18 protein-coding genes, 1 tRNA gene and 2 pseudogenes are annotated in these 18,601 nt (G+C 70.1%); 14 read left to right on the forward strand and 7 right to left on the reverse strand.

The features are described 5' to 3' along the window. Positions 1–201: 201 nt before the first annotated feature. From Rai3103_RS17950 to der, 11 genes and pseudogenes are all read left to right on the forward strand, one after another. Positions 202–1,094, forward strand: a pseudogene (locus Rai3103_RS17950) (tRNA (adenine-N1)-methyltransferase); the annotation flags it as partial. Then, positions 1,087–2,768, forward strand: a pseudogene (arc, locus tag Rai3103_RS13800) (proteasome ATPase). The pseudogenes Rai3103_RS17950 and arc, both read left to right, overlap by 8 nt. A 20-nt stretch (positions 2,769–2,788) precedes the next feature. Next, positions 2,789–3,154 (forward strand): DUF3054 domain-containing protein, encoded by a 366-nt coding sequence (locus Rai3103_RS13805; protein ID WP_228488925.1) that lies wholly within the window; start codon positions 2,789–2,791, stop codon positions 3,152–3,154. Beyond that, entirely contained in the window at positions 3,151–4,659 is a 1,509-nt protein-coding gene (gene dop, locus Rai3103_RS13810) for a depupylase/deamidase Dop (protein WP_153573072.1), read from the forward strand. The genes Rai3103_RS13805 and dop overlap by 4 nt, the downstream gene beginning before the upstream one ends. 54 nt (positions 4,660–4,713) lie before the next feature. Continuing rightward, positions 4,714–4,896, forward strand: coding sequence for a ubiquitin-like protein Pup (locus tag Rai3103_RS13815; protein ID WP_153573073.1), 183 nt, complete (start codon positions 4,714–4,716; stop codon positions 4,894–4,896). An 8-nt stretch (positions 4,897–4,904) separates the two neighbouring features. Next, the gene (gene prcB / locus Rai3103_RS13820) at positions 4,905–5,693 is read left to right on the forward strand and encodes a proteasome subunit beta (protein WP_153573771.1); all 789 of its coding nucleotides are present in this window, start codon (positions 4,905–4,907) and stop codon (positions 5,691–5,693) included. Between the two features lie 19 nt (positions 5,694–5,712). Next, a complete protein-coding gene (gene prcA, locus Rai3103_RS13825; RefSeq protein WP_153573074.1) occupies positions 5,713–6,423 on the forward strand; it encodes a proteasome subunit alpha in 711 nt (236 codons plus the stop codon). Next, positions 6,420–7,490 carry a prephenate dehydrogenase gene (locus Rai3103_RS13830; RefSeq protein WP_153573075.1) on the forward strand — a complete coding sequence of 357 codons (1,071 nt, stop codon included), beginning with the start codon at positions 6,420–6,422 and terminating at the stop codon, positions 7,488–7,490. Before prcA ends, Rai3103_RS13830 begins: the two co-directional genes overlap by 4 nt. A gap of 86 nt (positions 7,491–7,576) precedes the next feature. Next, entirely contained in the window at positions 7,577–8,251 is a 675-nt protein-coding gene (cmk, locus tag Rai3103_RS13835) for a (d)CMP kinase (RefSeq protein WP_153573772.1), read from the forward strand. 16 nt (positions 8,252–8,267) lie between these two features. Further along, positions 8,268–9,056 carry a lysophospholipid acyltransferase family protein gene (locus Rai3103_RS13840; RefSeq protein WP_153573076.1) on the forward strand — a complete coding sequence of 263 codons (789 nt, stop codon included), beginning with the start codon at positions 8,268–8,270 and terminating at the stop codon, positions 9,054–9,056. Positions 9,057–9,065: 9 nt separating this feature from the next. Then, positions 9,066–10,391 carry a ribosome biogenesis GTPase Der gene (gene der / locus Rai3103_RS13845; RefSeq protein WP_153573077.1) on the forward strand — a complete coding sequence of 442 codons (1,326 nt, stop codon included), beginning with the start codon at positions 9,066–9,068 and terminating at the stop codon, positions 10,389–10,391. Between the two features lie 81 nt (positions 10,392–10,472). Here der and Rai3103_RS13850 read toward each other — a convergent pair whose 3' ends face one another. From Rai3103_RS13850 to Rai3103_RS13875, 6 genes are all read right to left on the reverse strand, one after another. Beyond that, a complete protein-coding gene (locus Rai3103_RS13850; RefSeq protein WP_228488926.1) occupies positions 10,473–11,972 on the reverse strand; it encodes a sugar porter family MFS transporter in 1,500 nt (499 codons plus the stop codon). Positions 11,973–12,324: 352 nt separating this feature from the next. After that, on the reverse strand, positions 12,325–12,939 hold the full coding sequence (locus Rai3103_RS13855) for an energy-coupling factor transporter transmembrane component T family protein (RefSeq protein ID WP_153573078.1): 615 nt from the start codon (positions 12,937–12,939) through the stop codon (positions 12,325–12,327). After that, complete coding sequence (locus Rai3103_RS13860; RefSeq protein WP_338420028.1) at positions 12,939–13,631, reverse strand: energy-coupling factor ABC transporter ATP-binding protein; 693 nt, start codon at positions 13,629–13,631, stop codon at positions 12,939–12,941. The genes Rai3103_RS13855 and Rai3103_RS13860 overlap by 1 nt, the downstream gene beginning before the upstream one ends. Continuing rightward, positions 13,625–14,626 (reverse strand): thiolase family protein, encoded by a 1,002-nt coding sequence (locus Rai3103_RS13865; RefSeq protein WP_153573079.1) that lies wholly within the window; start codon positions 14,624–14,626, stop codon positions 13,625–13,627. Before Rai3103_RS13865 ends, Rai3103_RS13860 begins: the two co-directional genes overlap by 7 nt. Before the next feature lie 71 nt (positions 14,627–14,697). Continuing rightward, positions 14,698–15,306: a biotin transporter BioY gene (locus Rai3103_RS13870; RefSeq protein WP_153573080.1), complete on the reverse strand. Its 609-nt coding sequence runs from the start codon at positions 15,304–15,306 to the stop codon at positions 14,698–14,700. A gap of 86 nt (positions 15,307–15,392) precedes the next feature. Beyond that, positions 15,393–16,394: a patatin-like phospholipase family protein gene (locus tag Rai3103_RS13875; protein ID WP_228488927.1), complete on the reverse strand. Its 1,002-nt coding sequence runs from the start codon at positions 16,392–16,394 to the stop codon at positions 15,393–15,395. Positions 16,395–16,493: 99 nt separating this feature from the next. Between Rai3103_RS13875 and Rai3103_RS13880 the strand changes: the two genes are divergently transcribed. Then, positions 16,494–16,567 (forward strand) — tRNA-Pro (locus Rai3103_RS13880). A 51-nt stretch (positions 16,568–16,618) separates the two neighbouring features. Here the strand turns inward: Rai3103_RS13880 and Rai3103_RS17955 are convergent. Continuing rightward, the gene (locus Rai3103_RS17955) at positions 16,619–16,903 is read right to left on the reverse strand and encodes a hypothetical protein (RefSeq protein ID WP_228488928.1); all 285 of its coding nucleotides are present in this window, start codon (positions 16,901–16,903) and stop codon (positions 16,619–16,621) included. Positions 16,904–17,180: 277 nt separating this feature from the next. Between Rai3103_RS17955 and Rai3103_RS13890 the strand changes: the two genes are divergently transcribed. Continuing rightward, complete coding sequence (locus Rai3103_RS13890; protein WP_153573081.1) at positions 17,181–17,366, forward strand: hypothetical protein; 186 nt, start codon at positions 17,181–17,183, stop codon at positions 17,364–17,366. A 389-nt stretch (positions 17,367–17,755) separates the two neighbouring features. After that, positions 17,756–18,529, forward strand: coding sequence for a DeoR/GlpR family DNA-binding transcription regulator (locus Rai3103_RS13895; RefSeq protein WP_228488929.1), 774 nt, complete (start codon positions 17,756–17,758; stop codon positions 18,527–18,529). Positions 18,530–18,601 lie beyond the last annotated feature (72 nt).

The following is an 18,601-nucleotide window of genomic DNA, read 5'->3' on the forward strand; positions in this document are numbered from 1 at the left end:
CTGCAGTACCTGGCCGCCGAGGATGCCTACGTCACCCCGTTGGCCCAGTCGGACGAGGCGGTCTTCGTCCGCAACGGGTGGACCGTCGACCTGCTCCGGTTGGGCCGGGGTGGCAGCTCGACCTGGCGGCCTTCGGCAAGAACAGCTGAGAAGGGACACGACGTGACCGGAAACGACACCCACCTCTCCGGGGTGCGGCTGGGACCCCTGCAGCCAGGGGAGCGGGTCAACCTGTCGGACCCCAAGGGCCGGCGGCACTCGATCATCCTGCAGCCCGGCGGGTCCTTCTTCACCTCCCGCGGCGAGATCCGCCACGACGCCTTGATCGGGCGCCCGGACGGCATCACCGTCGAGTCCAGCCTCGGGCAGACGTACGTCTGCTTCCGGCCGCTGCTGGAGGAGTTCACCGTGTCGATGAAGCGCGGCGCGGCGGTGATCTACCCCAAGGACGCGGCGATGATCACCATGTTCACCGACGTGTTCCCCGGTGCCCGCGTGCTCGAGGCCGGCGTCGGCTCGGGGCCCTGACCCTCTCGCTGCTGCGGGCGGTCGGACCGACCGGCGTCGTGCACTCCTACGAGCGGCGCGAGGAGTTCGCCGCGGTGGCCGAGCGCAACGTCACCGCCTTCTTCTCCGGCCGTCCGGACAACTGGCACCTGCACCACGGCGACCTGGCGGAGGTGATCACCGAGGACCCGGTCGACCGGGTGGTGCTGGACATGCTCGCTCCGTGGGACTGCCTCGACGCCGTCACCGGGCGGCTCGTGGGCGGCGGACTGCTCTGCGTCTACGTGGCCACGACCACCCAGATGGGGCGGGTGATGGACACGCTGCGCAGCACCCGGTGCTACACGGAGCCTCGCGCCACGGAGACGACCATCCGGTCCTGGCACGCCGAGGGACTGGCGATCCGGCCCGGGCACCAGACCTCGGGGCACACCGGCTTCCTGGTCATCGCCCGGCGGATGGCCCACGGCGTCGACGCGCCGCTGCGCAAGCGTCGCCCCGCCCCCGGAGCGTACGGGCCCGACTACCGCGGCCCGATCCCGCCCGGCGTGCCGATCAGCGAGGTCGAGGAGGACACCGATGAATGAGACCGGCGCGGGAGCGACGCCCGACCAGCTGCAGGCCGAGATCTATCGGCTCCGCGACGAGGTGCGCACTCTCACCGAGCAGTCGCGGCGACTGGCCCAGGAGAAGGGCTCGGCGGACCGTCGGGTCGCCCAGCTCCGCATCGAGGTGCGCGGTGCGGCCGACCAGAACCAGCGCCTCACCGAGGTCCTCGGCCAGACCCGGGACCAACTGGTGGCGCTCAAGGAGAAGCTCGACGAGCTGCGCCGCCCGCCGTCCTCGTTCGGCCTGGTGACCGGGCTGCCCGGCGGCCAGGTCGCCGACGTCGCCCTCGGTCAGCGGCGCCTGCGCGTCCAGGTGACGCCCAGCCTCGAGATGGGGGAGCTGCGGGTCGGCAGTCAGGTGCTGCTCAATGACGTGCCCCAGGTGATCGGCGTCGCCGACGTGGCCGTGACCGGCGAGATGGCCACGGTCAAGGAGGTCCTCGACGACGGCCGGCTGCTCGTCAGCACCGGCACCGACCGCGAGGAGGTGCTGCACCGCGGCGCCGCCCTCGAGGGCCAGCAGCTGCGGGTCGGGCACTCCCTGCTCGTCGACACCCGCGCCGGCATCGCGCTGGACCGGGTCCCCACCACGGACGTGGCGGACCTGCTGCTGGAGGAGACGCCGGCCGTGGCGTACGAGGACATCGGCGGACTCAGCTCCCAGATCGAGCAGATCCGCGACGCCGTCGAACTGCCGTTCCGCCACCGCGAGCTGTTCGGCGCCTACGACCTCACCCCGCCCAAGGGCATCCTGCTCTACGGACCTCCCGGCTGCGGCAAGACGATGATCGCCAAGGCCGTCGCCCACTCGCTGTCCGGGGAGGAAGGGGCGGACGGACGCGCCTACTTCTTCAACATCAAGGGCCCCAACTGCTGAACAAGTACGTCGGCGAGTCCGAGCGCCAGATCCGGGTGGTCTTCCAGCGCGCCCGCGACAAGGCGTCGGGCGGGGCTCCCGTGGTGATCTTCTTCGATGAGATGGAGTCGATCTTCCGCACCCGCGGCACCGGCCTGTCCTCCGACGTCGAGACGACGATCGTGCCGCAGTTGCTCGCCGAGATCGACGGGGTGGAGAAGCTCGCCAACGTCATCGTCATCGGTGCCTCGAACCGGCAGGACATGATCGACCCGGCGATCCTGCGCCCCGGCCGCTTCGACGTCAAGATCCGCATCCATCGGCCCGACCGCCGCGCCGCGGAGGAGATCTTCGCGACCTACCTCAATGATCGGGTGCCGATCCGGGAGGGGCAGACCCGCGCCGGCATGATCGAGGTCGCGCTCGACCGGCTCTACGCCACGGACGCGCTCTCCGAGGTCTTCGAGGTGACGTACGCGTCCGGGGCGAGCGCCATCATCCGCTCCGGCGACCTCGTGTCCGGGGCAATGATCGAGTCGATCGTCTCCCGGGCCAAGAAGTTCGCCATCAAGGAGGTGCTCGCCGGCGGCCCCGCGGGGATCAGCGTCCAGCACCTGCTCGACTCGACCCGGACCGAACTGACCGAGAACACCGACCAGCCGACGGCCGATCCGGCCGACTGGGCCCGGGTGCTCGGCACTGACCAGGGCGAGCACGCCGGGGAGGCGATCGTCGCCGTGCGCCCGCTGCGCCGGGCCGATCCCGGTCCCGGCGCGGGCACCGGCCAGTACCTGTGAGTCCGGCTAGGGTGGGGCGGGTGAGAGCTGCGTACGTCCTGCTGGCCGATCTGGTGTGTGTCGTCGTCTTCGCGAGCCTGGGGCGCGGAGCCCACGGGGAGGCCGTCGGCGCGGCCCTGGTGGCCGGCACCGCGTGGCCGTTCCTCGTCGGCTGCCTGGCGGGCTGGGCCGTCCTGCGCGCCTGGCGGACGCCGCTGCGGCCCCGCATCGGGGTGGCGCTGATGGTGATCACGGTGGCGGTGGGCCACGTGCTGCGGGTGGTGGCCGGCGGCCGGACGCACTGGTCGTTCATCCTGGTCAGCATCATCGCCCTGACCGTGCTGCTGGTCGGGTGGCGGCTGGCGGCTCAGCTCGTACGCGGCCGCCGCGGGAGCCTCGCCCGGTGAACGCAGCGCGGGCGCGGGTCCACGGGTTGGAGACGGAGTACGGCATCAGCCTGCTCGGCGTGCCCACCGACGAGGCCCCGCACCCGATGTACCTGGCCAACCACGTGGTCAGGACCTATCTCGAGTCGATCGGCTTCGGCCTGGGCCGGTGGGACTACACCGCCGAGTCCCCGCTGATCGATGCCCGCGGCTTCACCATGCCGCGGGAACGGGCCACTCTCGACCAGCTCACCGACATCGACCAGGGCCTCGGCAACGCCATGCTGGACAACGGCGCCCGGCTCTACGTCGACCACGCCCACCCCGAGTACTCCGGGCCCGAGGTGCGCACCGCCCGGGACGCGCTGGTGTGGGACCGGGCCGGGGACGCGATCATGCTCGACGCCGTCCGCGCGGCCTCCGCGGCGATCGGCCACGAGATCCGTCTGTATCGCAACAACACCGACTCCAAGGGCGCTTCGTACGGCACCCACGAGAACTACCTCGTCGATCGGGCCGTCCCGTTCGAGCGGATCGTCCGCGACTTCACCGGCTTCCTGGTCTCGCGCACGGTGCTGATCGGTGCCGGTCGGGTCGGACTGGGCCAGTGGGGCCAGGCGGCGGGCTTCCAACTGGGCCAGCGCCCCGACTTCTTCGAGACCGAGGTGGCTCTCGAGACCACCGTCCGTCGTCCGATCATCAACACCCGCGACGAGCCGCACGCCCTGCGGCGGCGCTGGCGGCGCCTGCACGTCATCACCGGGGATGCCAACCAGGCGCAGTTCGCCGGCTGGCTCAAGGTGGGCAGCGCCTCACTCGCCGTCCGCCTGGTGGAGGCCGATCGAGCGCCGGACCTGCGCCCGGCCCGGCCGGTCGACGCCTTCCGGGCGATCTCCCACGATCCCGATCTCACCCGTACGGTCACGCTGCGCGACGGCCGGACGGCCACCGGGCTGGAGATCCAGCAGGCCTGGCACGACGCCTGCCGCACCCTCGACGACCTCGGCCCGGAGGACGAGGAGATCCTGGGCGCCTGGCAGGAGGTCCTCGACGACCTTCGGGTCGACTGGCGGCGGACGGCCGATCGGCTCGACTGGGCCGCCAAGCGACAGCTGCTGGAGTCCTACCGGGCCCGGGACGGGCTGGCCTGGGACGACCCCAAGCTGGCCCTGGTGGACCTGCAGTACGCCGACATCGACCCGGCCCGCAGCCTGGCCCGGCGACTCGAGCAGGCCGGCCGGCTGCGTACGCTCGTCACCCCCGAGGAGGTGGCGACGGCGCGGCGGACGCCCCCGAGCGACACCCGGGCCTGGGCCCGGGGGCGGATCGTCGGCCGGTTCATCGACGAGCTGCTCGGCGCGGGCTGGGACGGACTGACGTTCGCCGGTGAGGCGGGACGGGGCATCGTCCGTCTGGAGATGATGGACCCGTTTGGGGGCACCCGGGCCGCGGTGGGGGAGCGGGTCGAGGCCGCCGGGCGGCCGGCCGACCTTGCCGACCTCTTCCCGAGCGTCTTCGCCGGGTAGCGACATCTTCCGCGGGTAGGATCGGTCTGCCCCCGGTGCCGGAAGGAGAAAGCGATGTCCGAGCAGCAGCACGCGCGACACCACGTCGAGGAGTCGACCGAGGAGGTGGAGGCGCAGCGCTCCACCCGGCAACAGGAGGACGAGGGATTCGACGCCCTGCTGGACCAGATCGACGCGGTCCTGGAGACCAACGCCGAGGAGTTCGTCCGCGGTTTCGTGCAGAAGGGCGGACAGTGAGCGACGAGATGAACAGCTCCTTCACGGAGCTGCTGAACCGCGTCGCCCCGGACCTGCTGCCTTCGCGCCGCGTCCCGACCGGTCCCGCGGAGGGCCTGACCTCGCACGGCACCACCATCGTCTCGGCCACCTTCCCGCACGGAGTGGTGATGGCCGGCGACCGGCGGGCCACGATGGCGAACATGATCGCCCAGCGCGACATCCAGAAGGTCTACGCCTCCGACGAGTTCTCCCTGGTCGGCATCGCCGGCGCCGCCGGCCTGGCCGTCGAGATGGTCCGGCTCTTCCGGGTCGAGCTCGAGCACTACGAGAAGATCGAGGGCGCGCCGCTGTCGCTCGACGGCAAGGCGAACCGGCTGGCCGCCCTGATCCGCGGCAACCTCGGTATGGCCCTGCAGGGGCTCGCGGTGCTCCCGCTCTTCGCCGGCTGGGACCTGGCCCGGGACCTCGGGCGGATCTTCTCCTATGACGCGACCGGCGGACGGTACGAGGAGAAGGCGTTCCACTCGGTGGGGTCGGGGTCGATCTTCGCCCGCGGCTCCCTGAAGAAGCTCTACCGCCCCGATCTCGACCTGCAGGGCTGCGCCACCGTCGTGGTGCAGGCCCTGTTCGACGCCGCCGACGACGACTCGGCCACCGGCGGGCCCGACCTGATGCGCGGCATCTACCCGATCATCATGGTCGCCGGGCCCGACGGGGTGCACCAGTTGTCGGACGAGGAGATGACGCAGATCACCGACCGGGTGATCGAGGGTCGCCGCCGGCGCCCCGACGGCCCCGCGGCCGACCTGGTCTGACCACCGGAGGGACACGTTCATGAGCATGCCGTTCTACGTCGCGCCCGAACAGCAGATGAAGGACCGCTCGGATTTCGCCCGCAAGGGCATCGCCAGGGGACGGGCGGTGGTGGTGCTGCGCTATCAGGACGGCATCTGCTTCGTGGCCGAGAACCGTTCGCTGGCCCTGCACAAGATCTCCGAGATCTATGACCGGATCGCCTTCGCCGCCGTGGGACGCTACAACGAGTTCGAACAGCTGCGGATCGCCGGCATCCAGCAGGCCGACCTGCGCGGCTACGCGTACGACCGCTCCGACGTCACCGGGCGGATGCTCGCGAACGCGTACGCTCAGCTGCTCGGGTCGACCTTCTCCTCCGGTGCCGACAAGCCGTTCGAGGTCGAGCTCGTCGTCGCCGAACTCGGCCACGACGGCAGCGACCAGATCTACCGGCTGACGTACGACGGGTCGATCGCCGACGAGGAGAACTTCGCCGCCATGGGCGGCGCCACCGAGACGATCGCGGAGGTGGTGCGCCGGGGGATCGACCCGCAGGCCGACCTCCGGACGGCGGTCCGGCTGGCGGTCAATGCCCTGTCGGCGGACACGTCGGCGCCGGCGCCCCGGGTGCTGGGGCCGGATTCGCTGGAGGTGGCGGTCCTTGACCGGACGCGGCCCCGGCCCCGGAAATTCAGGCGGATGAGTCGGACGGCCCTCGCCGGGCTGCTCGAGGAGGAGGGGACCAAGTGAACGACGTCAAGGAGCTCGACCCGACCGTGGTGCTGGGCACCGGGCTGCTGGGTGCCTCCGTCGGGGCCGCCCTGACCCGCGCCGGCGTGACAGTCCACCTGTCCGACGCCGTGCTGTCCCATGCCCGGGTCGCCGAGACGCTGGGCGCGGGCACCACAGCCAAGCCGGACCCGGCCGCCGTCCGCCTCGTCGTCGTCGCCACCCCGCCCCGCTCGCTCGCCGCCGTGATCGGGGAAGCCCTGGACCGCTATCCGAACGCCGCCGTCACCGACGTCGGCTCGGTGAAGGGGCGGGTCCTGCGCCAGCTGCAGGCGACCGGCCGCGACCTCTCGCGCTACCTCGGCTCCCACCCGATGGCGGGCAGCCAGCACTCCGGCCCGGTCAGCGCCAGTCCTGACCTCTTCTGCGACCGCACCTGGGCCGTCACGCCGCACCGGGAGGTGACGGAGGCGACGGCCGACCGCGTCCGGGCACTGATCCGCTTGTGCGGCGCTCGCTACGTCGCCTTCACCCCGCAGGAGCACGACAGCGCGGTGGCGCAGGTGTCCCACCTGCCCCAACTGGTGTCGGTGCTGATGGCCGACCACCTGCTCGGCATCCCCAGCTCGCACCTCGCCCTGGCGGGGCAGGGCCTGCGGGACGTCACCCGGATCGCGGGCTCGGACCCGGGCCTGTGGGAGCAGATCATCGCCGGGAACGTCGACGCGCTGCGCCCCGAGCTGGAGGCGGTCCGCGCCCACCTGGACGAGATGATCGCCGCACTCGACGACCCGACGCACCGGGTCCGGCCGATCCTGCAGCGCGGGGTGAACGGCACCCGGCAGATCCCCGGCAAGCACGGGGCGCCGGCGATGGACTACGGGCACCTGGTCATCGAGATCCCGGACACTCCCGGTGCGCTGGCGCAGCTCTTCCGCGACATCGCCGACGCCGGGGTCAACATCGAGGACATCGACATCCAGCATGACCTGGTCCGTCAGGTCGGCTATCTCGAGGTCGCCGTGGAGCCCGGGCACGTCCGCGAGGTGTCGGAGGCGATGACGGCCGCCGGCTGGAAGCTCACGTAGGATCGGACGCTTCGCCGAAACGTCGCCCGGTGGCCACCTTCAGGACATCTGGGCGTCGGGAACCGTCGACATCGAAAGTTAGGGTGATCAGCGTGGTAGTCGTGGCCATCGACGGGCCGAGTGGGTCGGGGAAGTCCTCGACCTCCAAGGCCGTCGCCGAGCACTTCGGGTGGGCCTACCTCGACACGGGAGCGATGTATCGGGCGATGGCCTGGGCATGGCTCGCCTCCGGCATCGCCATCGAGGACACCGCAGCGGTGGCCGAGATGGTCCGCCGGACGGACCTGCAGGTGGGGACCGATCCGGTGGCGCCGACGATCAGCGTCGACGGGACCGATGTCAGTGCCGCGATCCGCGAACCGCGGGTGTCGGCCGAGGTCTCCAAGGTCTCGTCGATCCAGGCCGTCCGGGACGACCTGATCGCCCGGCAGCGGGCGGTGATCGCGGCGGCCCCGGGCGGCATCGTCGTCGAGGGCCGGGACATCACCACCGTCGTCGCCCCCGACGCCGACGTCCGGATCCTGCTGGTCGCCGACCCCCAGGCGCGCGTCGCCCGCCGGGCAGCGGAGCTGGGGGAGAAGGCCACCGGCGCCGAGGTCACCGACCAGGTGATCCGCCGCGATCGGGACGACTCCCGCGTCACCGCCTTCACCGAGGCAGCCGAAGGCGTCACCGTCATTGATTCCACGTACGACGACCTGCCGACGGTGGTCGGCAGGGTCGTCACCCTCGTCGAGCAGACGCTCGCCGAGGAGCACTGACCGAGAGGACCCCGCCATGACCGTGGACACCCGGATCGACACGTCGGCAACGACGACAGCACCGGGGTCCGCGATCGTGGCCGACCTCCCGTTCACCGACCACCTGGACGCCTCCCGTCACGGACTGCTCAGGGGAATCGCCGGCCCGGGCCGCGCCATCGCCAGGGCACTGTGGGACATCCGGGTCCACGGCGCCGAGAACGTCCCCAGCACCGGCCCGGTCCTGCTGGCCGCCAACCACATCGCGACGATGGACGGGCCGCTGTCGGTGCTGATGTCCCCACGCCGCCCGACGTACGCCTTGGCGAAGCAGGAACTCTTCCGCGGTGCCCTCGGCGACCTGCTGCACCGCTCCGGCCAGATCCCGATCGCACGCGACGTCACGGTGGACCGTTCGGCCATCGACCGGTGCATCCGGGTCCTCCGGGACGGCCAGGCTCTGGTGATCTTCCCCGAGGGCATGCGGGACACCGGGGAGTTCGCCTGGATCCGGTCCGGGGTCGCCTACCTGGCGATGGTCACCGGGGCACCGATCGTGCCGGTGGCGATGCTCGGCACCCGGAAGGCCGGTGACAGCCCGCACAGCACGCCTCGGCTGCGCTCCCGGATGCACGTCGTCTACGGCACCCCGATCGCGATGCCCGCAGTGCCCTGGCCGCGCCGCCAACACGTCGTACGCACCGCTGCGGAGCACCTGCGGGTGGTGCTCGCCGCGCACGTCCGCCAGGCGGCCGAGTTGACCGGCATGCCGCTGCCCGGTGTTCCGCGGGACCGCATCGCCCGCACCGGAGTGCCGCTGCACTAGGCTGTGTCGGTGACCGAGAACCAGACCAAGCCCGTCGTCGCCATCGTCGGGCGCCCCAATGTCGGCAAGTCGACGCTGGTCAACCGCATCATCGGCCGCCGCGAGGCCGTGGTCCAGGACGTTCCCGGGGTCACCCGCGACCGCATCTCCTATGACGCCACCTGGAACGGGCGCGACTTCGTCGTCGTCGACACCGGTGGCTGGGCCTCCGACGCCAAGGGACTCGCCGCCCGGATCGCCGAGCAGGCGGAGCTGGCCATCAACGCCGCCGATGCCGTCGTCCTCGTCGTCGACGCCACCGTCGGCACACTTGACGAGGACCAGGCCGTGGTCAGCGTGCTGCGCAAGTCGCGCAAGCCCGTCGTGCTCGCGGCCAACAAGGTCGACGACCAGCGCACCGAGGCCGAGGCCTCCTCGATGTGGAACCTCGGCCTGGGCCAGCCGTGGCCGGTCTCCGCGATCCACGGACGCGGCACCGGCGACCTGCTCGACGCGATCGTCGAGGCCCTCCCCGAGACCTCGGCCGTCCCGGAGGAGGCCGTCGGCGGACCGCGCCGGGTGGCCATCGTCGGCAAGCCGAACGTCGGCAAGTCCTCCCTGCTCAACCGGCTGGTCGGAGCGCAGCGCGCCGTCGTCTCCGACATCTCCGGGACGACCGTGGACCCGGTCGACGAACTGGTCGAGGTCGGCGGTGAGGTCTACCGCTTCATCGACACCGCGGGCCTGCGCAAGCGGGTCAAGGAGGCGTCGGGGCAGGAGTACTACGCCTCGCTGCGCACCGCCACCGCGATCGAGCGGGCCGAGGTCTGCGTCGCGGTGATCGACGCCTCCGAGGAGGTCTCCGAACAGGACCTGCGGATCCTGTCGATGGTCGAGGACGCGGGCCGGGCCCTGGTGATCGCCTTCAACAAGTGGGACCTGACCGACGAGGAGCGTCGTCGCTACCTGGAGCGTGAGATCGAACGCGACCTGGTGCAGTTCCAGTGGGCCGACCACGTCAACATCTCCGCCCTCACCGGCCGCAACGTCGTCAAGCTGCGTACGGCCATCGACACCGCGATCGAGGGCTGGGAGACGCGCGTGTCGACCGGCAAGCTCAACGCCTTCCTCGGGCGCCTCGTCGCGGCGCATCCGCACCCGTTGCGGGGCGGCAAGCAGTCGCGCATCCTCTTCGGCACCCAGGCGCAGGCCGGTCCGCCGACGTTCGTCCTGTTCACCACGGGCGAGCTGGACGCGGGCTACGTACGTTTCGTGGAGCGGCGGCTGCGTGAGGACTTCGGTTTCCGCGGCACGCCGGTGCACGTCGAGGTGCGGCCGCGCGCGAAGCGCTCCTGAGCGGGGCCGAGTCAGCAGAACAGGTCCGGGCTGGCGGAGTGACTCCGCCGGCCCGGACCTGTCGGCTGACCGGACCTGGTGTCAGACCACGGAGGTGGTCGCGTCCACCGAGGCCTCGCGACGTCCGCGCTTCTTTCCGAGGGTCTCCATGAAGTGCTCCTCGAGCCGTTCCAGGGTGATGCCGTGACTCTCCGGCACCGAGGTGGCGACGAAGACCACCGCCACAGCGTTCACCGCCGCGAAGGCGAAGAAGGTGCCGAATCCGATCGACTGGGTGAGCATCGGGAACACCTGGGCGATGAGCATGTTCGTGCCCCACAGCAGGAAGACGGTCACGCCGATCATGGCGCCGCGCATCCGCAGCGGGAAGATCTCGGAGACCATCAGCCACACCAGCGGTCCGACGGTGCCCTGCATGATGAAGACGAAGACCACGATGATGCCCAGCAGGAGCCAACGGCGAGCCGGGTCGGTGGTGCTCATCTGGGTGCCGACCACGCCGGCCAGGACGTGGGCGATCGTGATGGCGGCGAAGCCGAAGAGCAGGACCGTACGACGGTTGAACCGGTCGATCACGAACTTCAGGGCGATGATCATGGCGGTCACGGAGGCGACACCGCTGAACACGTTGACGATCAGGGCGATCTGGTGGGAGAAGCCGGCGTCCTGCAGGACCAGCTCGCCGTAGTACATCATCGAGTTGATGCCGGTCAGCTGCTGGAAGGCCGCCAGGCCGATACCGATCAGCAACAGGCGTCGCATCCACGGGGTGCGCATGACCTCGGTGAGGTGGCCGGACTGCTCCTCACGGGTGATCTGGGCCAGTTCGCGCACCTCGGCCATCTCGGCGAGGGCGCGCTCCTCACTGCGCACTTGGCGCAGGACGTCGAGGGCCTCGGCGTCGCGCCCCTGCAGGACGAGCCAGCGCGGGCTCTCCGGCATCCGGAGCATGCCGACGAAGAGGAAGATCGCCGGGAGGGCGGCGACGGTCATCATGTAGCGCCAGGTGTGGGGCGTCGCCTCGAAGGCGTTGCCGATGATGGCGTTGATGAGGAAGGCGAGGAACTGGCCGCCGACGATCATCAGTTCGTTGCGGCTGACGATGGAACCACGCTGCTCGAACGGCGCGACCTCACCCAGGTAGACCGGGACGGTCACCGAGGCTCCACCGACGGCCAGGCCGAGCAGGAACCGGAAGGTGAGCAGAGCCTCGTAGTTCCAGGAGGCGACCGCCCCGATCGCCGCGACGAAGAACATCACCGCGAGGACGACGATAAGGCGCCGACGTCCGAACTTGTCCGACAGACGACCGCCGACGAAGGCACCGATGGCGGCGCCCGCCAGCAGGATGGAGGTGATCAGGCCGACCTCCGCGGCCGACAGCTCGGCGCCGGCCGAGCCGGTGAGGACGGGGTCCACCTTCATGAACCCCAGCGCGCCGTTGAGCACGCCGGTGTCGTACCCGAAGAGCAGGCCACCGAAGGTGGCGATCACTGCGACCCAGCCGAGTCGACGGCTGTACGCGCCATGCCCGATGGCGGGCAGAGTACTCGCACCGGCTGATGTGCTGTTGGTTGACACGTCATTTCTCCTGTCCGGTCCGGGATTGCTCGGACCTTCGAGGCCTTATCGGTGGGTCGAAGCGACCGAACCGCCCTACGGCCTCATTGCCTGTGTGGGGCCAGGTCGGCGACGTGTTCACCGACCGGCTTGTCTACGACGGTATTTGGCACGCTCCAATATGTCAAGACATTTGAACCTATGAGTGGTGACGTGGATATGAGGCCCGACTGCCTGATGGACGGGGACAGGGAGGCTGGGCCCGAGAGTTTGGCGTGGTTGTGCGGGTTGATGACGTCTTGAACCCGTCAAGTCACTACGTCAAACGTCCTGACAAAGAGGCGCAGGGTGCGCGTCGCGGATGACTCCCGGGTCAGGAAACGTCGTCGTCCACGCCGCGGGCGACGAGCGCCTCGCCCATCGCGTCGGCCTCGCGGAGAGCCCGCACGATCAGCGGGACGGCGAACGCCTTCCAGCTGCTGCCGGTGCCGCGGGCCAGTTGCGCCTCCCGGACCTGGGTGGCCAGATCCGCCACCAGCGGGACGCACCGGATGCCGAGGGTCAGCAGGAGACCGACCCGGTCGGGGTCGACGCCGAACCGACGCAACGGCCCGACGACCCGTACGACGGCGTCGATCAGGGCGGACGTCGGGGTGGTGAGGGTGACCAGGGCCGCGGCCAGGACCAGCAGCACGATGGTGAACGTGACCACGACGGCGCGCTGCCAGCTGGCCGTCCAGACGTGGTAGGCGGCGGTGAAGGCCAGCAGCCACAGCATCGGGCGCACCTGCCGGACGATGACGCCCAGCCCCATCCCGGCCACGGCGTACGCCCCCACGAGCAGGGCGACGAGGGTGAGGACGAGCCACCAGTAGGTGAGGAACACCGAGCAGCCGCCGAGCACCAGCAGGCTGAGGAGCTTGGGGCCGGCGCCGATCCGGTGCAGCACGCTGTCGCCGGGCCGGTACAGGCCGAGGGTGGACTGCATCAAGCCGTCATCAGCTCCCGGTAGTACGCCACCGCAGCGGCAGGGGAGTCGTCGGCGACGAGGCGGCCGTCGTCGAAGACGAGCACCCGGTCGAAGGTCTCCAGCAGGTGCAGGTGGTGGGTGACGAGCAGGACGGACTGGTCGAGGTCGGCGACGACCTCCCCGATGATGCGGGCGTTGCGCAGGTCGAGCAGGGTGGTGGGCTCGTCCATCACCAGGATGTCGGGACGGGTGACGAGGACCGACGCCAGGGCGAGCAACTGCTTCTGTCCGCCGGAGAGGAGATGGGCGGGGTGATCGGCGTGACCGGCCAGGCCGAAGCGTTCCAGCAGATCGTTGACCCGGCGGGAAATCTCCTCCTTGGCCAGCTTGCTGCGCCGCAGTCCGAAGGCGACGTCCTCGGCGACCGTCGGCATGATGATCTGGTTGTCGGGGTCGGTGAAGAGGAAACCGACATGCTTGCGGATCTCCTTGGCCTGCGTGGCGGTGTCGCGGCCGTCGACCAGGATCCTGCCCTGGGTGGGGACGATGAGTCCGTTGATCATCCGGGCGAAGGTGGACTTGCCCGATCCGTTGTGGCCGACCACGCCCACGCGACGCTCGGTCAACCGCACCGAGACGTCCTTGAGGACCGTACGGGCGGTCGGTCCGTCACCGTAGGTGTGGGTGACGTGGTCGGCCTCGATCAACACCGTTCGACCACCATCGCGATTCCTTGTCCGGAGCCGGCGGAGACGGCGGCGAGGCCGAAGCGGCCCTGACCCTGCCGGACGATCTGGGTGAAGAGGCGGGTCATCAGGACCGCCCCGGAGGCACCCCACGGGTGACCGAAGGCGATCGAGCCGCCCTGGCGGCAGACCCGCTCGGGGTCGAGGCGCAGTGTCGTACAGGCAACAAGAACGTTGGAGGCGAACGCCTCGTCGAACTCGATCACGTCGAACTGCTCGAGCTTCAGCCGGGTGGCGTACAGAACCTTTTCGATGGCCGGGACGATGCCCCACCCCACCCGGGCGGGGTCGCAGCCGAACGTGGCGCTGGCCGTGACCCGCAGGCCGGGCTTGCGGAGGCGTCGATGGGTGGCGCCGTCGATCATCAGCACGGCGGCGGCGCCGTCGTCGATGACCGACGGGTCGGCGTCCTCCCAGCTGAGGTCGTCCGCGGCGACGCCGCCGATCGGGACGATCTCCTGGTTGAACAGCCCCTTGGCGGCGGAGGTGGCGGCCCGGTCGCGGGACCGCTCCGCGTACTCGCGGCGCTGCTCCCGGGTGACGTGGAACTCCTGGGCCAGGGCGTGCGCGGCGTCGGCCATCGCGGGGTTCACCGGGGCGTTCGCCTGGGAGCCGGACTCGGCCCCGCCGGCGATGATGTACCCGGGGGTGTTGACCGACACCAGCTTGTCGGCGGCGTAGTCGATGGCCGAGAGGCCGGAGGCGCGGCCGCGCTCGACGGTCATGGCCGGCACCTCGACGGGCACACCGGCGCGACGCAGGGCGTCGCGGCCCACACCGATGCGACCGTGGGCCTGCCCGATCACGACGTCACGGATCAACTCCGGCTGGGGGCAGGCCTCGTAGAGGTGCTCCAGGACGGGGGCGAGCACGTCGGGGGGAGTGACGTCGGCCAGCGGGCCGCCATTGTGGGACAGCGGCGTACGAACGGCGTCGATGATGACCGCGTTGTTGATCACAGCATCCTCCAGGGCGTGACGACGGGACGGAACCGGCCCGCTGTCAGCAACCCTATCGTCCGGTGGTGGACTCAGGCCTGGACGTTGTGAGGCGTTGCCTCGACGGTCGGCTGCTTGCCGCGCCAGGGGAGCAAGCCGGGGTAGGCGGCGTGGACACCCTTGGCGATCAGCGTCGCGGCCACGACCTTGATGGCGTCACCGATCAGGTAGGGCAGGTTGGCTGCGATGGCGGCCGGCAGGGAGAGGTGCGCGACGGCCATCAGGCCGAGGATGCCGAAGGCGTACATCAGGACCATGCCGCCGAGAACGTTGATCAGCAGGCCCCACAGGACGGAGTAGGGAGCCCCCTTGCGGTAGGTGAGCCAACCGATCACGCCGGAGCAGACGACGTACCCGACGAGGAAGCCGACGCTCGGGCCGGCGAAGACCCCGATGCCACCCCGGCCGCCCGACAGCAGCGGCAGACCGATCGCGACCAGCGCCAGGAACAGCAGCTGGGACAGGAAGGCACGCCGGCCGCCCAGGATCGTGCCGGCGAGGATGACGCCGAACGACTGCGCGGTGATCGGCGCGGGGGAGAACGGCGTGTAGAACGCGGGGATCAGGCCGAGGGCGGCGGTGACGCCGGCGAAGACAGCGATCAACGCGAGGTCACGGGCGGGGATGCGGGTCTGGGCCACTTCAGGTCCTTCGGTCGTGGGCGAACACCTGGAGTGTAGGTCGGGCGGATCGCGTTCTTGTACACCGTTCAGTAGATGAACACTGTTCAGGTGGTGATGCCGGTGGCACCGCCGACCATGCCCGCTCGGTCGAACTCCTGGGCGGCCAGCCAGCGGCCCAGGGCGATCTGGTCCTCAGCCCGATGGAAGTCGAGGGTGCCGATGGAATCGCGGGGGACGGTCACCAGGACGTCGGGCGGGAACGAGGCGAGTTGGTAGCGCTGGACGATCGTCTGCATCGTCTCCAGGGACATCGTCATCACGTCGGTCGTCCGCAGGCCCGGTGGCAGCTCGGCGAACAGGTCTTCGACCGAGGGGGCCCCGGTGTCGGCGGGCTGGGTGCGGGTGCGACCGGTCATGAGGGAGGCGAGCGTACGCAGTGGTTCGGCCTCCATCAGGTGGCCCATGGTGTGACGCAGCCGCGAGGTCCACTCCTCGTCGGGCTGTTCGTCCGTCGACGTCTTGACCGGCAAGGCGGCGCCGCGGTGTGGCTCGTACCCATCCAGGGTGACGCCGACCGTGATGTCGGCCGACGCGGAGGCCAGCACGCTGACCGGCACCTGGTTGAGGACGCCGCCATCGACGAGGAGGCGGCCGTTGAGGACGACGGGCGGGAAGACGCCGGGCATGGCGATCGAGGCGCGGATCGCCCGGTTGATCGGGCCCTGCTGGAACCAGACCTCGCGCCGCGTCCACAGGTCCGCCGCGACCGCGGTGAACGGGATGGGCAGGTCTTCGATCCGCTCGACGTCGATGATCTCCGCGACGCGCTGGAGGACGCGTTCGATCTTGACGGTGCTCGGGCCGCGGAGGTTCGCGTCCATCAGTCGCAGGACCTCGCGTTGCGTACGGAGCTCGAGCACCCAGTCGGTGAAGGCCTCCAGGTTGCCGGCGGAGTACAGCGCGCCGACGACGGCTCCCATCGACGTGCCCGCGATCCGGGTCACCCGGTAACCGCGCTCCTCGAGCTCCGCCAGGACGCCGATGTGGGCGTATCCACGGGCGCCGCCACCACCGAGGGCGATCGCCACCTCATTGCCATCTGCCACGCTCTCGATGCTAGGCGACGCCGTGTCACGATTGGCGTTCTCCGGGAGGGAGGTAGTAGGGTTACTCCTCGTGACCGCGGCTGATTCGCGGCGGTTCCACGGGCTGTAGCGCAGCTTGGTAGCGCACCTGACTGGGGGTCAGGGGGTCGCAGGTTCAAATCCTGTCAGCCCGACCGTGTGATGTGTCACGACATCGCGGACGCCTGAACCTACGGTTTGTAGGTTCAGGCGTTCTTCGTTTTGTGGGTGTTGCTGGTGGTCTGGCCGGTGGGTTGGTAGTCGCGGGTGGGGTCGATGGTGAGCTCGCGCAGGATTTCGCCGGTGGTGGCGTCGATGACGGTGACGTCGAGGTCGTGGACGAGTGCCAGTGCGTAGGTCTTCCCGATCCCGCTGCGGTAGAGGGCGCCGTCGCGACGAAGGGGATCGAGTGAGACCCAGTCCCGGGAGACCCCGTAGGTCCGGGCGACCTCGGACTGCGACGAGCACGCCCCGAGGCGGTCATGACCCAAACCCCATCGACATGGCGCACCCTGCCCCACGCACCAGTCAGGGCCCACAGCCGCCGTCGTTCCAGTTCGACGCCGGGCGTCGGCGCCCGGCTGGTGACTGAAAGCCCGGCGGCTGCGGGACCCCGAAGCCATGCATATTTCCTGCCCGCGTGCACTCGATAGCGCCTGCCCGGGAGGCCGAAGCCGCATCGGCGAGTTCCGGCGCCTCCCTGGGGTCCGCGCGTCAGTCGCGACCGGAAGGGGAGATTGACACCGAAGAGGTCAGTACCCTGAAGGCATGAAGACCCGACGGGTGTTCCTGCTCGTGGCCGGACTCATCCTTGTTCTGATCGGTGCCTTGTGGACGCTCCAGGGGCTGGGCGTCATGGGGGGAAGTGTGATGTCCGGCGTGACGCTGTGGGCGATCATCGGCCCCGTGGTAGCGATCATCGGCGGCTACCTCCTCGTCAGAACGCGGCGATGATTCCGAGCGCGCACCGAGTGGCCGCCAAACTGCGTGGCCGTGGCTGTCACCCTGTCCGGCCAGGCTGCCGATCGACCCGTTGCCCGGCGTCGGGCAGAGAGCTAGTCTCGCGGGTACACAGGGAAGGAGGTGGTCCACATAATGAAGTCTTCTCGGACCGTTTGTGAGGTGATCGGCCGCTGAGGCCGACCCAGCCGTAGGACCTCGGTGAATCCACACCGATCACCGGACCCGTGGGTGCTGGCAGTGGTCCAGTCAGCAGCGGCGAAGGCTGCAGCCCACGGGTTCTTCCCTGCCCACGCCCCTCACCGAGCTGTCGTGACGCCCGCATCACCGCAGGCGAGTCGTTCTCGGGTGCATGAGGCGGACATCAGGGCGCCGGTTGAACCATGGGAGTGAACGTGTACGCACAGGAGCGGTATCAGGCGATTCTGGATCGCACCCGGGCCGCCGGGCGCGTCGACGTGGCGACCTTGGCGACCGAGCTCGATGTGACGCCCGAGACGGTCCGGCGGGATCTGACCCACCTGGAGCGGCGTGGGCTGTTGCGCCGTGTGCACGGTGGCGCGGTCCGGATCGAGCGCGACGGTTTCGAGCCCGGGCTGGATGCGCGTCAGGGCCGGTTGGCGGCCCAGAAGAAGGCCATCGCCCAAGCGGCGCTGGCAGAACTTCCCGATGGCGGGTCGATCATCCTCGACGGGGGCACCACCACCTACAGCCTCGCCGAGATCCTCCCGCCCGATCTCGAACTGAGCGTGGTGACGCACTCCGTGCCCATCGCGGCGCTCCTCGCCGGTCGCCCCAACATCACGCTCCACCTGGTGGGCGGCACGATCCGCGGCCGCACGCTGGCTGCCGTCGGGGTGTGGGCCGAGCGCTCGCTCGCCGACGTCCGCGCCGACGTGGCGTTCGTCGGCGTCAACGGTCTCACCGTCGAGGACGGCCTGACCACCCCGGACATGGCTGAAGGCGTGGTCAAGCGGGCGGTGATCGGGGCCGGCAAGAGGATCGTCGTTCTGGCCGACCATACGAAGATCGGTCGTACGGAACTGGTCCGGGTGGTTCCGGTCACGGCCGTCGACACGCTCGTCACCGACTCCGACCTTGACCCCGCGTTGGTCGAGGAGATCGAGACCGCCGGGGTGCAGGTGGTGCTCGCCTGATCGCTCCGGGACCTCGCGCGACGCACTTATGCCCGGTTTCTATTGACTAAGTCACACCCCAGGGATTATCCA

Origin of the sequence: Raineyella fluvialis, assembly GCF_009646095.1 — a bacterium.
In the GTDB taxonomy this organism is placed as follows: domain Bacteria; phylum Actinomycetota; class Actinomycetes; order Propionibacteriales; family Propionibacteriaceae; genus Raineyella; species Raineyella fluvialis.

Bases quoted from the DNA above. Each gene is read 5' to 3' on its own strand.
- Rai3103_RS13815 (WP_153573073.1), top strand. From the start codon at position 4,714: ATGTCCGAGCAGCAGCACGCGCGACACCACGTCGAGGAGTCGACCGAG.
- prcB (WP_153573771.1), top strand. From the start codon at position 4,905: ATGAACAGCTCCTTCACGGAGCTGCTGAACCGCGTCGCCCCGGACCTG.
- prcA (WP_153573074.1), top strand. From the start codon at position 5,713: ATGAGCATGCCGTTCTACGTCGCGCCCGAACAGCAGATGAAGGACCGC.
- Rai3103_RS13840 (WP_153573076.1), top strand. From the start codon at position 8,268: ATGACCGTGGACACCCGGATCGACACGTCGGCAACGACGACAGCACCG.
- Rai3103_RS13855 (WP_153573078.1), bottom strand. From the start codon at position 12,939: ATGCAGTCCACCCTCGGCCTGTACCGGCCCGGCGACAGCGTGCTGCAC.
- Rai3103_RS13890 (WP_153573081.1), top strand. From the start codon at position 17,181: ATGAAGACCCGACGGGTGTTCCTGCTCGTGGCCGGACTCATCCTTGTT.
- Rai3103_RS13895 (WP_228488929.1), top strand. From the start codon at position 17,756: ATGGGAGTGAACGTGTACGCACAGGAGCGGTATCAGGCGATTCTGGAT.